This is a genomic window from Chamaesiphon sp. GL140_3_metabinner_50, assembly GCF_025361915.1.
Lineage (GTDB): Bacteria > Cyanobacteriota > Cyanobacteriia > Cyanobacteriales > Chamaesiphonaceae > Chamaesiphon.
In genome coordinates, this window is the sequence record NZ_JANYJC010000312.1 from 1 (window position 1) to 15,205 (window position 15,205).

The 15,205-nt window shown below is 43.5% G+C and carries 18 protein-coding genes; 3 read left to right on the plus strand and 15 right to left on the minus strand.

All coding sequences use genetic code 11. The features are described from left to right. Positions 1–959, plus strand: a 959-nt coding sequence (gatB, locus tag Q0R35_RS15370) for an Asp-tRNA(Asn)/Glu-tRNA(Gln) amidotransferase subunit GatB (protein ID WP_295620187.1), incomplete at its 5' end; no start/stop codon positions are given. 358 nt (positions 960–1,317) lie between these two features. On the opposite strand, the gene Q0R35_RS15375 is transcribed toward gatB, so the two are convergent. The 14 genes from Q0R35_RS15375 to Q0R35_RS15440 form a co-directional block, all read right to left on the minus strand. After that, on the minus strand, positions 1,318–2,109 hold the full coding sequence (locus tag Q0R35_RS15375) for an ATP-grasp domain-containing protein (RefSeq protein WP_295620190.1): 792 nt from the start codon (positions 2,107–2,109) through the stop codon (positions 1,318–1,320). A gap of 127 nt (positions 2,110–2,236) precedes the next feature. Further along, on the minus strand, positions 2,237–3,475 hold the full coding sequence (locus tag Q0R35_RS15380) for a glutamate carboxypeptidase (protein WP_295620193.1): 1,239 nt from the start codon (positions 3,473–3,475) through the stop codon (positions 2,237–2,239). A gap of 224 nt (positions 3,476–3,699) precedes the next feature. Continuing rightward, positions 3,700–4,056 (minus strand): hypothetical protein, encoded by a 357-nt coding sequence (locus Q0R35_RS15385; protein WP_295620196.1) that lies wholly within the window; start codon positions 4,054–4,056, stop codon positions 3,700–3,702. Between the two features lie 31 nt (positions 4,057–4,087). Continuing rightward, positions 4,088–4,471, minus strand: a complete 384-nt coding sequence (locus tag Q0R35_RS15390; protein ID WP_295620199.1) for a hypothetical protein — start codon at positions 4,469–4,471, stop codon at positions 4,088–4,090. Between the two features lie 155 nt (positions 4,472–4,626). After that, positions 4,627–4,911 carry a hypothetical protein gene (locus Q0R35_RS15395; protein ID WP_295620202.1) on the minus strand — a complete coding sequence of 95 codons (285 nt, stop codon included), beginning with the start codon at positions 4,909–4,911 and terminating at the stop codon, positions 4,627–4,629. Positions 4,912–5,017: 106 nt separating this feature from the next. Beyond that, positions 5,018–5,305, minus strand: a complete 288-nt coding sequence (locus Q0R35_RS15400; protein ID WP_295620206.1) for a hypothetical protein — start codon at positions 5,303–5,305, stop codon at positions 5,018–5,020. Positions 5,306–5,452: 147 nt separating this feature from the next. After that, on the minus strand, positions 5,453–5,752 hold the full coding sequence (locus Q0R35_RS15405) for a hypothetical protein (RefSeq protein ID WP_295620209.1): 300 nt from the start codon (positions 5,750–5,752) through the stop codon (positions 5,453–5,455). 71 nt (positions 5,753–5,823) lie between these two features. After that, positions 5,824–6,093 (minus strand): hypothetical protein, encoded by a 270-nt coding sequence (locus Q0R35_RS15410; RefSeq protein WP_295620212.1) that lies wholly within the window; start codon positions 6,091–6,093, stop codon positions 5,824–5,826. 351 nt (positions 6,094–6,444) lie between these two features. Next, positions 6,445–6,756, minus strand: a complete 312-nt coding sequence (locus Q0R35_RS15415) for an SH3 domain-containing protein (RefSeq protein WP_295620215.1) — start codon at positions 6,754–6,756, stop codon at positions 6,445–6,447. Between the two features lie 180 nt (positions 6,757–6,936). After that, positions 6,937–7,653, minus strand: a complete 717-nt coding sequence (locus Q0R35_RS15420) for a L,D-transpeptidase (protein ID WP_295620218.1) — start codon at positions 7,651–7,653, stop codon at positions 6,937–6,939. Between the two features lie 571 nt (positions 7,654–8,224). Beyond that, entirely contained in the window at positions 8,225–8,449 is a 225-nt protein-coding gene (locus Q0R35_RS15425) for a hypothetical protein (RefSeq protein WP_295620221.1), read from the minus strand. Next, on the minus strand, positions 8,436–10,718 hold the full coding sequence (locus Q0R35_RS15430; protein WP_295620224.1) for a CHASE2 domain-containing protein: 2,283 nt from the start codon (positions 10,716–10,718) through the stop codon (positions 8,436–8,438). The genes Q0R35_RS15425 and Q0R35_RS15430 overlap by 14 nt, the downstream gene beginning before the upstream one ends. A 211-nt stretch (positions 10,719–10,929) precedes the next feature. Continuing rightward, positions 10,930–11,862, minus strand: coding sequence for a DUF1822 family protein (locus Q0R35_RS15435; RefSeq protein WP_295620227.1), 933 nt, complete (start codon positions 11,860–11,862; stop codon positions 10,930–10,932). A gap of 99 nt (positions 11,863–11,961) precedes the next feature. Then, positions 11,962–12,678, minus strand: coding sequence for a hypothetical protein (locus tag Q0R35_RS15440; RefSeq protein ID WP_295620230.1), 717 nt, complete (start codon positions 12,676–12,678; stop codon positions 11,962–11,964). Positions 12,679–12,909: 231 nt separating this feature from the next. Between Q0R35_RS15440 and Q0R35_RS15445 the strand changes: the two genes are divergently transcribed. Together Q0R35_RS15445 and Q0R35_RS15450 are read left to right on the plus strand one after the other, a co-directional pair. Further along, positions 12,910–13,137 carry a hypothetical protein gene (locus tag Q0R35_RS15445; RefSeq protein ID WP_295620233.1) on the plus strand — a complete coding sequence of 76 codons (228 nt, stop codon included), beginning with the start codon at positions 12,910–12,912 and terminating at the stop codon, positions 13,135–13,137. Then, positions 13,131–13,514, plus strand: coding sequence for a type II toxin-antitoxin system PemK/MazF family toxin (locus Q0R35_RS15450; protein WP_295620237.1), 384 nt, complete (start codon positions 13,131–13,133; stop codon positions 13,512–13,514). The genes Q0R35_RS15445 and Q0R35_RS15450 overlap by 7 nt, the downstream gene beginning before the upstream one ends. A 256-nt stretch (positions 13,515–13,770) precedes the next feature. On the opposite strand, the gene Q0R35_RS15455 is transcribed toward Q0R35_RS15450, so the two are convergent. Continuing rightward, positions 13,771–15,030 carry an ABC transporter ATP-binding protein gene (locus Q0R35_RS15455; protein ID WP_295620240.1) on the minus strand — a complete coding sequence of 420 codons (1,260 nt, stop codon included), beginning with the start codon at positions 15,028–15,030 and terminating at the stop codon, positions 13,771–13,773. Positions 15,031–15,205 lie beyond the last annotated feature (175 nt).

The window sequence follows — 15,205 nt, forward strand, 5'->3', positions numbered from 1 at the left end:
ATTTGCGGAGCGGCATTGAAGCAGCCGAATACGCCCAAGAAATTCGCCGCATCATCCGCTATCTGGGTGTAGGCGACGGGAATATGCAAGAAGGCTCCCTCCGGTGCGATGTAAATATTTCCGTGCGTCCTGTGGGTCGTAAAGAGTTTGGGGTTAAAGTAGAAATCAAGAATATGAACTCTTTTAGTGCCATTCACCGCGCGATCGATTATGAGATCGAAAGACAAATTGCGGCGATTGGTAATAACGAGCCAATTTTTCAAGAAACAAGATTATGGGAAGAAGGCACGCAACGCACGATTAGTATGCGGAGCAAAGAAGGCTCTAGCGATTATCGCTATTTCCCCGAACCAGATCTGACACCAATGATTTTGGCAGATAGTCAAAAGGCAGTTTGGCAAGCAGAATTACCCGAATTACCAGTTGAAAAACGCCACCGCTATCAAACAGAATTAGGCTTATCCGCCTATGATACGCGAGTCTTAACCGACGATCGATCTGTAGCCGAATATCTCGAAGCCACAATTGCTGCGGGTGCAGATATCAAGCAAGCTGCTAATTGGGTGATGGGTGATATTACCGCCTATCTCAAAACGCAAAAAGTTGGCATTACCGAAATTGCCCTCACTCCAACTGTCTTAGCCGAATTAGTCGGGCTAATTGACAAAGGAACCATCAATGGCAAAATTGCTAAAGAAATTCTGCCAGAATTATTCGAGAGCGGCGGTTCTGTGCAAAAGTTAGTCGAAAGTAAAGGTTTAATTTCGATTTCCGATCCGGCAGAATTAGCTAAAATTGTCGATACAATTCTGGCGGCAAATCCCAAAGAATTAGAACAATATAAAGCTGGAAAAACTAAGCTGCTAGGCTTCTTTGTCGGTCAAATGATGAAGGAAACTGGCGGACGCGCCGAACCAAAATTAGCCAACCAAATTTTGAATCAAAAGCTCAACAGCTAAAAAATCTCGGCATGTAAATCCCCTCCTCGGAGCGAAAAGTGCGTTCTTGGGGTTTCCCCAAGTAAAGCACCTTTTCAAGACAGGGGTGCCCAACGGGCGGGGTGGGTAGATCTCTGCTACCAGCAAACCATCTCCCAACTTTTCCCTCTCTAGAGAGTTAGCTGGGGTAAAGTGGTTTAATTCTATCCGCGACAATCGATCGAAGTCGGATGGTTTAAGCGTAGATCTCACCCACCCCGCCCTACGGGCACCCCTCCAGGGAGGGGATTTTTAGAGCTAGGCTTTGGCAGATTTTAGTTTCTTTCTCATGCGTAATGCTATCGAGGGTAAATAACCGCCGCCCCAGACACAATACCGTTCACGATCGAGATTCAGCCCACACATCGGTAAATCGATCGATACTCCAACCCACCAAACCCGAAACTTGACCGTCGCCAATTTCGACTACTCTTTGAGAACCATCGATGCGATCGATAATATCTACCGAAAAAAACTTACTATTAATTCTACTGGCACATACATTTACGATCTCTGGAATTTTGGTAACTGTTGATGCCGCAAAAGCCCGACCGTTGATAATAAAATAACGTTGCTCGGTTGCGGTTATAAATTCCTCAACTTTTCGCACGCAAATACCACCTTCGATCGTGCCGCGAAACTTGTGCATTTCGGCTACAACTTGCCTGATTTCTGAAGGGTTACTAATTATCGAGCCGATCGATGTTTTGAGAGATTTTACATAATCTTTAATAAAAAACTTAGTCCATCCCAATTTAATTAATTCCCGCTCTAAATCGGCATCTACACTAAACCAATAAGTTTCTGGCGTGAGATCTTGCAGTAATGGATACCAATTGGGTAAATAATGGGTGCTGAGATATTCATCGAGATCGATCCATAAATCTGCACCAGTAGTTCTGACAGCATTAACTAATAATGAATACTCATCGGGCGAAAGCATCCAACCTCGATAAATTAACTTTTCGCCTGAATCTGGTTGGGGATAAATTTTAGCCACACCCAAACTTAAATTTTCTAAAGAAATGACAGAAGTCGAACAGCCACTTGCTTGCAGTCGATCGAATTGTTCGGTGTATGCTGAATCTACTCGTTGGGTTTTAAAATAATCGCTAGGAAACAGAAATCTCATACCATTTTGGATTGTGCATTTCAATAATCGAGTGTTGTTGGTGGGGTTGGGCGGGTTCGTTCGATACTTATTGGTATGGATCGAGACTGGCTAGCATAAACCCGCCCCTACGACATATATGAATAAACTATTCCCTACCCCCTAAATCCATCAATAACTTGGTTAATAAATAAATTCTAGGCGCAATGCGATCGATCTCAATATATTCATCCTTGGTATGCGCGCCCCCACCGACAAGTCCCAGAGCATCGAGGGTAGTCGTACCGACTGCGGCGGCATAATTGCCATCCGTACCGCCGCCGCTACCTTCTACGCCCAATTTAAGACCGATGGTTTGATAAATGGCTTGTGCTTTTTTCACCAATGCATCTGTCTGGGGATTGGCTGGAAATGGCGGGCGACCTTTTTCGGCAATTACTTTAATTTGCGTACACGGTAGTAGTTTCTGTTGTGAAAATCGCGTAAAATCACGTTCTAGGCGAGTATATTCTTGGGCTTCGAGGACTCGAACATCTGCTTGAACTTTGGCAAAATCTGGAATCGTATTTGGTGTATTGTCGCCTGTATTGAGGACGGTAAAATTAACTGTCGTTTGCTTTTTAGGATCGCCGAGTTTGCTCATTTGCAGGGTTTGGTGAGCTGCTTCTAGTAGCGCATTGCAGCCTTTTTCTGGTTCGGCTCCGGCATGAGCTTTACGTCCTTTAACTTCGATGCCATAGTACCCGATGCCCTTCCGCCATGAGGTGACTTTATCTTGTGGCGATCCAAATTCTAATACTAGCGCGACATCGTGTTTTTTGGCTGTGGCTTTAATTAATTCTCGCGACCCCAATGAGCCTTTTTCTTCATCTGGATTAATTAAAAAAGTAATCGTGCCGAAGTTCTTAAAATTCAGATCTTTCAAAATTCTGAGTGCTTCGATGCCTAACAAAATACTGCCTTTGTCATCCATAATTCCCAGTCCATAGGCTTTGCCATTAGCAATTTTAAATGGACTGGCGATCGCGCCGCCTTGCTTAAATACAGTATCGGTGTGGGCGAGTAGCAGAATTTTACCTTTACCAGTACCTCTAATTGTGGCAATAGTATTCCGCCCCGCACTGGGTTTGGCATCGATAGTTTTCACATCTGCACCGATCGATTTGAGTCGATCGATAACTATATTTTCAACCTTAGTCAAGCCTTGTAAATCGCCCGTCCCCGAATCAATATTGACGAGAGTTTTGAGTGGTTCTAACAAGGTAGTTTGCGATTGCTTTGCTCGATCGTAAACTATAGAATCGGTAATTGCCACAGCATTAAATTGTACCAATGTCACACATAATAAACTAGCGATCGCGATGCAAGCTATTACTCTCAGTCTCATTTTAAGTCTCAACGGGTGAAGTTATACTCTTCGCGCCATTGCTAAGAGTTACCATCTTGATTGGCATCAGTTTGGGCAATTATGCAAATTCGCGCCAAATGCACCCAGAATCTTATTATGCCACCAAATCCCTCACTTGGGACGCTCCCATAGTGTTGTTACAGTTACAAACCCGACTTTTCCAAAAAGCCGGGTTTGTGTCCTAATGCTGATGAGCTATTTTCTTACCGACCGTTAGTCGCTGGGTTACTATAAATTGGATTGCAAACATCTACATTGACACTGACACTAGCTCCAGTCGAGCCAGTATGTTCGGTATTATTAGTATTTTTTGACCTTCCACAAGTGTCGCTAACCCCAATCTGAATGTCATTATGGACATTCGCGCCACCAGAATTTTCGATCCGACTGCGAGAGTTGCGCGTACGGTTGGTAGGTTGACCGCCGATCCCCATGCCATCATAAACATCTGTTTGATTAATTGTATTGCCATTGCTCTGTGCAAAAGCTGGTGCAATTGCGGTAAAGCTACCAAAAGTTACCACGGTCAATGTCAATAAACTTAAATATTTAGCAATCATAATCAACCTCTAATTTAATTTTTAATTTAATTTAACGATCTGTTGAAGACTGAATTACCGTGCGATTATTACCACGAATTTTATTAATTTGGGTATTAGTAGAACCAGACGAATTATTTGCCCGCTGGATGCTGGTATCTCGATCGAGACAACTATCGATCGAATTAGTTGGAGTGGTAATTACTGATGTTCTAATAGTGCGACGGGTTCGATATCGATTACTACGTTGCAGATCGACAGAATTAGTTTGAACTTTTACTCGATCGGTTTCGATTTGGGTATTACCATCAGCATCGCGGATAATTCTGACTTTTCCCGCACGTACTTCGGTATTGTCGTCAGCAACAGCTTGACTGACTGTAGATAGTAAGAGAATACTTGTTATGCCTAAAACCCAAAATTTATGGTGCGACATATTGATTGTTTAGAAAAGGTGGGGAAAGACTACAGCCAAAGATTGGATGCAGTCTTTAGTGGATGAATCGATCGCGATTAGTCTTGTAAAAGTTATGAGCTAATCGCGAGATTCTATGCTGCGATCGTCGATCGGATTACAGCACAATGAAAATATTAGCGAGAATTACGTCTGTATCTTTGCTCGCTGACGCTGCGCGAATCATTATCGTTACCAACGGTATCGTTAACCTGATTACTCCGCATCGATGTACCAGTGTTGCTATTACGACCTTCAATTGCCGCATCTTGCGAACCCACATTAACACTGTTATTCCGATTACCAGTAATAACGTTTTCTTGGTTGCTAGTAAACACCGCCGCATCATCAGCAAATGCGGGTGCGCCAGCGATTAGTAACAGAGCAGCAGCGAAACCAAAAGCGATCGAACGTGAAGACATGATTTTTTCCAGGGATTGGGGTGAGGTGAATAGTTGAAATTTTTTTAGCCAATTGATGAGTCTAATGCTGTCAGATTGTAGATAAATACTGACAGCAATCTAAAAATTATGGACGAGAATTACGTCTGTATTTTTGTTGACCGACGTTGACTGCATTACTATCGTTACCGACTGTGTCATTAACCTGATTACTACGCATCGATGTACCAGTGTTGCTATTACGGCCTTCAATTGCCGCATCTTGCGAACCGACGTTAACACTGTTATTACGATTACCAGTCGTAACGTTTTCTTGTTTGCTATCCATGATTACTGCATCATCAGCAAATGCGGGTGCGCCAGCGGTTAGTAATAAAACAGAAGCGAAACCCAAAGCGATTAAACGTGAAGACATGATTTTTTCCGGGGGTTGAGGTTGGGTGAATAGTTGAAACGTTTTAAGACAAATGCTAGATTGAATGCTGTCGGACTTTGCCTTAATATAGGACAGCACGGAAATTGTCGGTTTTAGCTAGCTAGTAGCTGGTAACTCGGTAACTTTTTAGCGGCGATAATAGCCACGGTTAATGTTCACTCTTTGTTCGCTACGGTTTTCGCAGGTGTTGTCGTTGCCTACGATGTCGCAAACTTGCTTGCTCTTCATCGAAACTCCAGAATTTTCGCCACCTTGACTAGAATTAGTAATCGATTGAGTGCTATTACTATTTGAGTAATTACCGCTACCATTAATGATGGTAATTTGGTCGCTGGTCATTGTGTTTGCGGTATCAGCAAAAGCTGGAATGCTAGCAAATAGCCAAGATAATGCAGCAAGGCTAAAACATATTTTGTTTGATGACATTTGAATTTTGGGTTTTGATTAATAAATATTGACAGGTTGAATATTGAAGTTCGTACAAACAAATAAAATATTTATCGCTTGTTGCTAGTATTATTAGTTTCGCCTGTTGCATTACCATCTACTGTCGAAGTAGCGTTGTTAGCATCTGCTTGCTCGGCGGGCTGCTTTTGATCTGGTTTTTTCGCTTCGGGACGACCTAATAATTGTTGGACGAATGATTTACCTGCGGAATCTAAGATGTCGTCTAGGGGAATAGCTTGGCTGCTTTGAGCTTGGAGCAAAATGCTAGAACCGATCGCAGCAGAGATCGCTACGACTTTAAATAGGTTTTGTTTGTTCATGGTATTCAGATTGAGGGTTATCGGGTACAATGGAAGCAGTTATTTATTTTTTGGCGATCGGCGAATCAAACTTATAGTAAATAATAAATTTGACTCGCTTATCCTTTTTTTAATCTATCATCATTTCGGGAAAAACCGAATTTAGATTGTCATCTGTTTGAACGATCGGCAATCGCTTCTATTATAGAATTACGCGATTAAAATTGGATATCGGGACGAAAATTAAAAAACTTTTAAATATTTTTAGCGATATTTTTAAAAGATTTAATCGTGGCTGCTCCGGCTCCGATCGCGAATAATAGATAGTATCGAAAGTTCGTTTACAGACTAACTCGGTATCGATAATTGTGGTTATTGAGGCGCACCACAAACGTAGTCGGCTCTGACCCAACCTTGGCGACCGTTAGCAGAAGTCATCCACCATTTGAAACCATCGCTTCCATATTGACTATTTGTCAGCACGACGGAATTACCATCGCGAATTTGAGTCAGAGAGCGGTAGTTCTTGCCAGGGCCGCTGCGGAGCGATAAACTACTACCACGTTCGGCAGTGCAGACATTGCCATAGCTGTTACCTTGTGCGGAGCGGTAAGCAGGGCCGACTTGAGCGGTAGCGGGAAGAGCGACGGCGAATAACAAAGCTGTAGCGGTTAAAATTTTCATGATGTTGTGAAGATTCGGGGTAATTTTGGTTTAGAAACTGGAAGTAGTCGATATCTTACGTATTCTTACGAATTGTTAAGTATCTTTGTATACTTCTATCTGGTCGATCGAACAGATTTATGCAAGTTTATCGATTTAATATTTTGAATGACACCATTTAAGCTGAAGACTGGCAAGTGTCTAGCGTTCGGCAACATTTGGGTTATCGGATGCTTTGGTATTAATGGCAACCTGTAAATCTTTGACTTGATACTGTTGGACATTAGCCCAAAAAGATTTGAAATCTGTTTGATTTAGGAATCCAATACAACCAGATGTACCATCTTCTTTGGGATCTTTGTTATAAGATGGATCGACATGAAATCCTAATGCCGATCGACCAGTACTAAATAGTGGTGAAATAGCTAAAAATGGTTGACGAACGTTAAGCCCATCTACTTTACCTACTTCTACTAATGTTCCTTGAACGAGTGTGTTACCAATGCGATATTTCCCATTTGGTAATGGAGACTGAGTACCGCTTTGGTTGCGATTTAGCTGTTGAGTATAATTTCGTCCAGTGACGATTTCAAAAGTTCTTCTTGCTTGCCCATTAACACATAAATGCAATAAATAAATAGGATTGCCATATTTATTTTTCATTGTTCCGTTGCCTAAGAACAAATGATTTTTATTGCTAGTACACTGATAGCCACTCGTCGATTCGACTGAGGATGTCGAGATCTCGCTTGACGTAATTTTTGGCTTTAGCGGCGGAGCTTCAGCAATAATGACGGGTTTAGTGGTGCGATCGGACTGTAGATTTTGAGGTTCGGTACTTGGTTGTGCTTGACTAGTCGAGCAGCCAGTAATCGCAAATGTTAAGGTTAAAGTAATTAATGCGAGTTGCAATTTCACTGTCTTCGTTCCAAAGGTATTAATTGTGTCTGTATTTCTTTAAAATGCCGCTTTAGTTGTTCCTCGTGCTAGACATATCTCATTTATAATTCACTGATATCTGCTTGACTGGAACCTAGATCACTTGTTTGATGTAATTCTTTAAAGTATTTGCTATTTGTTTAAGGCTAATTATTCAAATTAATTCCAATTATATGCAGAAAAATAGTACATTCCTAAGCAGGAATGTACCGATTATAAATATATGAATTGAAATGACTAACTATTGATAACTAGCCAGCACGATTGAATATTATCGGCATCGATCGCCAAGCTCGATTGAAAATTTCGGTTGTACTGAGATTTAACAGCGAGTAGGTATGTTTATATACTTCTATCAGCAAAATCTATGAAATTTATGCAAACTTACCCCTCGATCGCTCGAATTTGCATAAATTGTCGATTTTGCCCCGATTGATAATATAGAGACTTTGGCAAAACAAAGTGTCTATTTAGCCTGGTTAGCTCCGGCAAAAGCAGGGTTTATCGTACTTGGAGAATATGTGGCTAGAGCTGCATCTTCTTCTTCTTATCAGCCTTGGGAGTTTTTGCGCTGAGGCGATCGGGTGGGATGATGGTGATTAAACCTGTATCGGCGATTGACTGTAGTCAGACAGGCGTGACGTTTGCCTCCGCCCCTAAGGATATCTTTGGGCGTTCCTCTGCGGGATAATGTGGCAAAGGCGGCATCGGGGACGGATATTAGTGGTGACGCACTTAGAAAGATGACGGTAGCGAGTAATTTAGATAGAGACATGCGATCGTGAGGCTTGATTTCGGAATTGCCATCGTTCGGCTCCCGTTGCAAAGAGCGGGGTGAGTACCACCGCCATAATGGGGGGAATGCAGGGAATCCAGATCGATCGAGTATCTAAGTATACTCCACAAGTAATAACTATAATCGCAATCGCGCCCGTCTCTATTAGCCACAGCTTCATCCCGCCGCTGTGCAGCCAAATTAGACCCCCAACGTTTGCCCATAATAAAATCCAACCAAACTCTGCCAGATCTCCCCAAGTGGTGATTAAAGCGCGATCGTCTAAAATGTGGGCGAGTAAATTGCTGGTCATCTGAGCGTGGATTTTCACCCCAGGTAGTGTGCGCCGCGTCCCGATTTCAAATGTGTCGGTACCATCGCGCCCGACATAGCCAATTAAGACGATCTTGCCCGCGATCGCATCGCTTGACACTATGCCATTCAAAATATCGTTTAAACTAACTTGTGGGGCAACCTGGGGGGCATTGCGGTAATTTAACATTACCTGAAAACCGCGTAAATTATCGTGCGATGGGGTCGATCGATAGCCGCCGAAATTACCGTTTAATACAGTTAACTGATGGCTGCCGATTTGAATATTGCCATCGGCAGCTTCGTCGGCGGTAACATTCAGGTATTTTAATGCCAAGCTCAGGCTCAGAGCGCGATCGGTCGTGCAGCCGCGATCGACAGGTGCCATGCCGAGTAGCTGTCGCCTAAGGCGGAAGTCGCGATCGAGACTAAAATTGGTAAAACCCACTCGCTCTGGCTGTACGCCATCAGGTGCGTGTACTCCAGGAAAATTGGGACTATCCCCCGACATCAGACAGGCGCTAACGATCGGATCTTGTTGGAGTAGGGTAGTTAAATCTCGATGTCCTTCACCGACGGCGCGATCGCGATAGATATCTAGTCCGATCGCTTGAGGATGGTATTGTTGGAGTTTCGTAAGTGCGATCGCTAAGACTCGATCGGTTACGGGTTTATCGCGATCGATCCCAATAATTAAGATGCGGTTGTCGGCGACTTCAGAGATTGGGCGGGTAGCCATTACCAAATCGTAAGCGGCTAATTCGACGGGTTCTAAATACCCCTGACTTCGCACCCCCCAAATCGCGGTGGTTGTGGCGATCGCGATCGCACCTAATTGCCACAACTTAATCCGCGCGAGCGGTTGGGGATAAAACGACTTCCAGGTGGGGAGTTCCACTGTCGGATTCCAGAAGACGACGGGGAGCCAAGTCGCACAGGGGAAATCGGACTCGATCGCCTGAAGCCTTTGTCTGGCTGCCGCTACAGCCGCCAGTAACGACTTACCACTCTTGAAACTGTGAAGGAAAGTCTGCAAAAAATCTTGCGCTACCCGATTGGGAATGGCTTCTCGCATGACGATCGCCGTCGGAATATTGAGTTCGGCAAGGCTGGCAGCCAAACCCAGCCCGCTACAACAATTAAAAATTGCCAAGTTTAAGCCATTGGCGATCGCGGTTTTTAAGGCGGGTTTGAGGTCGGCTAAGGTGGCTGATTCTGTCAAATTGAGTCGAATCGACCCCACGGGATTATCGCTGCCGTGTCCGGCAAAAAACAGCAAATCCCAGCCCTGCCGATCGGTGAGTTGATGCGTAAGTTCGCTAATACTCGGCTCGGTGAGCATGACTAAATCTGCCTCAAGTTGGCGGAGCGATGCGGCATCAGCGGTGGTATCGATGCCCGTGCGATCGCCAAATACCGCCAAAATTTTTGGTTTGGTACGGGGAGAAATATTCGGAGTTTGGCACTGATAATTATTGAGACTAAAGGTAATTTCGGCTTGTGAATAGTCGCACAGCACACTCCAGCAATGCCAGGGCAGCCGAAAAATTCGATCGTCTGCCGATTCGACGATAATAATCATCTCAGCATGGCTACTGACTCGCGATCGTAAATAAGTCCCGATCTGGCTCAAGGAGCTATTATCTAACCACGATCGCATCTGTCGCTCTAATTCGATCCGAGTTTGCTCGAAACTAGTCACCGAAAACCCCGTCACCCCAGTATTATCTAGTTCGATCTCCGCCGCATTCCCCCGGATCGCCTGAAAATAATTATCGTAATAAGCCGCATAATCAAACTGCCATCGGTAGTGGAGTTCTTGTAATGTGGCATTACCGGGCAAACTACCTTGTTGCTGTGCGACTAATCTACCCTCTACCTCGATTCTCGAATTGGTGCGATCGAATCCTTCATTCAAATTCCCCGCACCTAGATTTATGAATATTTTGATAGACATGGGAGATGGGAGAGTAAGGAGTAAGGAGTAAGGAGTAAGGAGTAAGGAGTAAGGAGTAAGGAGTAAGGATAATATGTGTAATCACATCTATTCACTATCCCCTACCCACTATTTACTATCCACTATTCACTATCCACTATCCCCTATTCCCTATTCCCTATCCACTATTCCCTATTCCCTAAAGCCTAAAACCTAAAACCTAAAACCTAATTCAAGCCACAAATGACTCTGTAAAACTACTGCGATCGAATGCTACTCGAATTTTGAATTGAGTGCCAGGTAGGAGTTTGAATGGTTGGAGTTGGATAAAATGCATCGGTTCGGGATACTGAACCTCACTGAGCAACCCACCATTTTCTGATTGGAGCATCAATTGAAGATGAGCGGGTACGACAGCAACTCCGCCTGCGGCATGTAATCGAATTCTTACTTTAATTCGTCCGTCGGCTTCTTCACCCAAGCCAATCATTAATAATAGAGGGATATTAGCAATTTTGGCGCGGAGATCGATCGTTTTACTTGCCATAAAATTACGAATGCTGTCATAGTTAGCATAATTCGTATTTCTAAGCGAAAATGCGCCATTGGGTACTTCGATCGCATTGGCGATCGGTTCCCAGCCATTAGTAAAAGTGTTTTCTAGAAAATCTTGAAGCTTTTGGATTCGAGTATGATAGATTGTATCTAATAGAGCGGCTAAAGGCTGAATTTCAACTGTGTTTAGGTCGATAATACCCGACTCAGATCGATCGATAAATCCCAATAGTTTGGCACTGGTAAGATCTGCACTAACTCGTATTAATACATAACCGATCCGCTCGTCGATGGTTACTGGGGGAATCTCGATTTCTGTAGTAGTCGATAGTACTGGCAGACATTCCAGTTTACCAACATTTGGAATTACTAAATCTGCTACATTCATGATGCTTTGCAGCTCAACCTGCCAACCATCGCTCAGAGTCAGATCGAGATCTAGTTGACAGACACAACTGAGATACTCTCGCACCGCACAAACAGCCAGGGTATTGAGATATACTTGCTTTCCTTTCGCGATCGAAGTATGCCCAGCCGCAAATTTTGCCGCATAGTTATGTGCCGTTCGATCGAGATTTACCGTAAAATTATCAAAATTATTGTCAGTCATACAGAGTGGTGTGTGGGTGTTATGTGTCGTTCGGAAAAGCTAAATTGGTCAGTTGCAATCGCCCGATCTGCAAAATTAAGCCAGCTTAATTATAGATATTCATGCACCCCGATTGGGTTCGTATCCCAATTTTTGAGCGCGTTGTTGTAATAGTGGCAGACACCGCCGCTTCCAATGAGCTACCAATGTTTGATAGGGAAGATCTAGATCTCTAGCAATTTGGGTAAAAGAGTCTGGTGGATCTTTAACTAACAGCCGATAGCTAAGTACCTGACAATGGCAGTTTTGCCGATCGCGCGGATAACAAGTCTGAAGCTGTTGCTGTGGATCTAATTGAATCCAGGTTTCAATTTGAGTCGCAATTTGACGATCTTCTTGCTGTTGGAGTAATTGAATATGTTCGTTGAGAGTATCGAGATTAAAATTAAAAAATCCCGATTCTGATAATAAATCTAGATATGTTTCACCGCGATCGAAAACTTCTTCATCTAAACTCAGATACTCTGCACCAGGAGCTTTACTGTGGTAGATGTCATAAATTCGCCAATATAAATAGCCATTAATCCATTTGACTAGATCCAGCTCTAAACAAGCAGTAGAAGGTTGAAATTTGTCAATATTTCGACTCATCCATTCCCAGGTTTGATTGAGTGCTAACAAGTAATCTTGATGAGCGACTCGATCTATTCCTGGTAGCCGCATCACCGTCTGAAGCAACTTGCTCATTGCCTTAGCTCTAACAGCACTCTGCACGGGAGCTGCTAACACAGCAGCTAGCTGCTGTCGCAGTTGACTATCGACTGAAGGTTCTGGCAAACTCGAACTATTGATTGACGGCAAAATCGAATGCACCAGAGCGACTATATTACTTACTCAGTAGATTTACGGATATTTATGCAAATGCCCTTGAGGAGATAAATCGACAAATTACTCAGGGTAACGCTCCGACAGATTTGCTAGATTCCTGAGATCGTGCAGCAAAAGATAGATTAGAATGGAAAAAGCCAGTCCGATCCAGATGAATTAATCTAAAAAAGATGACTAAATATGAATATCCAGACACAAACTATTAGTAAAATCGGACAGATGCCAGATTCATTAGTTCGCGAAGTAAATGATTATATCGACTTTCTACTGTGGAGAGATCGACACGATCGATTGACAACTGCAACCCCATTAGATCCGACTGAGATGGTAGAGTCAGATTTTGCAGATTATTTATCTAATTTAGAAGAATATGAAACTCGGTTAGCAAATGGGGAAATTAAGTGGTAGCAATTAAACGGGGAGATATTATTCTCTGCGATTTCAATCCAGTCATCGGTACAGAGCAATCGGGAATTAGACCTGCTGTTATTATTCAAATAGATCGAGCAAATACAGCCAGTCCACATACGATCGTTGCGCCACTAACATCAAGGATTAGGAAAAGTCTCTTGCAATCTCATGTCTTTGTGCCGATCGGTGTTGCTAATTTAACTCAAGATTCTGTAATTCTGTGCGAACAAATTAGAGTTATCGATAAGTCTAGAATTATTCGAGTCATCGGTTATCTCGATCGAGAGTATATCATACAATTAAATGTGTCATTGTGTACGATCCTTGGTTTATCGGATGATGAGGTTGCCCAAATTATTGTAGAAGAAGAATGACGACGATCGAATACATGATTTAATAATGAGTCCAACAAATTTGAGATAAAGATCTACCAAGCAACGCCTAAGATGCTGTTTGAAAAGTTTTATTTGCTACAATCGCAGACTTGAATCTCCCCAAATCCCCCTTTTCAAGGAGGACTAAGAGTCCGGTTCCCCCCTTTTGAAGGGGGGCTAGGGGGGATTCCTAGGGTTTACGAGTGCTAATCTATACTTTTCAAACAGCCTCTAACATTCGATCGCCAAATGTAAATTAGTTAATTTGCAGTGCTAGAGTAGTATCGCGATCGAACAAATGAATTTTATCGGTGGTTGCCGACAGCCAGACTTCTTCACCGATGGTAACTACTTTATCGGGTGAAACTCTGACGTTGAGGATCAGATCGGTTGGCTCTAAATCGAGAATTTTAACACCAATATAAGTGTCGTTACCCAAGGCTTCGACTGTCTCGATTATGCCGTGAAAATTTTTGGTAGCTGGTAAGCCTAAAGTTAAATGTTCGGGACGAATACCCATTAATAGCGGTCGATTGACAGATTGCTCTAGACAGTTTTCCCATGCTTCGGGAAGGGTAACCCGAAATTGGTGGTTGCCGATCGATAGTGGTAATTTGACTTGGACTGGAATTAAATTCATCGGGGGCGAACCGATAAATTGAGCGACAAAAATATTAGCGGGATGGTTGTAAATTTCGAGTGGGGTAGCGACTTGTTGAATTTGTCCCCGATTCATGACGGCAATCCGATCGCCCATTGTCATGGCTTCGGTTTGATCGTGAGTGACATAAATTGTCGTCGTCCCTAATTGACGTTGTAATTTGACGATTTGAGCGCGAGTTTCCGCCCGTAATTTAGCATCGAGATTCGATAATGGCTCGTCCATTAAAAACACTTTAGCTTCGCGCGCGATCGCCCGTCCGAGTGCGACTCGTTGTTTTTGTCCGCCAGAAAGTTGCTTGGGAAACCGACCTAATAAACCCTCAATTTGGAGCATTTCGGCAACTTGGCGAACTTTCTTACCAATAATTTTCTCCCGCGCGGAAATGTAGCGCAACCCACGCGGAAACCCGCGCGTAATTTCGACGAGAAAATTTTCGACTTGAGGGGATAAACCTTTACTTTGTTTGACTAAACCGGGAGTGAGCAAAGATTCGCTCCGCCGTAATCCAAAAGCGATATTGTCATACACCCGCATGTGTGGATAAAGCGCGTAACTCTGAAATACCATCGCAATCTCCCGTTCCTTGGGCGGTAGATCGTTAACTAGCACATCCCCGATCGAGATCGTGCCAGCAGTAATCGTCTCTAAGCCCGCAATTAGCCGCAGGAGGGTACTCTTACCGCAACCGGATGCCCCCACCAAGACCATAAATTCGCCGTTGTTTACGGTCAAATTTATCCGCCGCAGCACACCTTCGGCTGCGGGAGTAGCTGCGGTTTGGGGTTTGCTTTTATCCTTGCTAGCGGTAGGAGTATAGCTTTTGTAGATGTTTTCTAGAGTAACTTGTGCCACGGTAGATTGCTGTCTAGTACGCGAGAGTCTTTATCTTCCCACACTATTGCAGATTACTGGGGAGATGGGAGATGGGAGATGGGAGATGGGAGATCGATCCAATACTTCTCGGTTAATCCAAAGACTAATTAGTCCGCGTAGGTGGACTTTGTATCATTAGCTGCGATTTCAATCG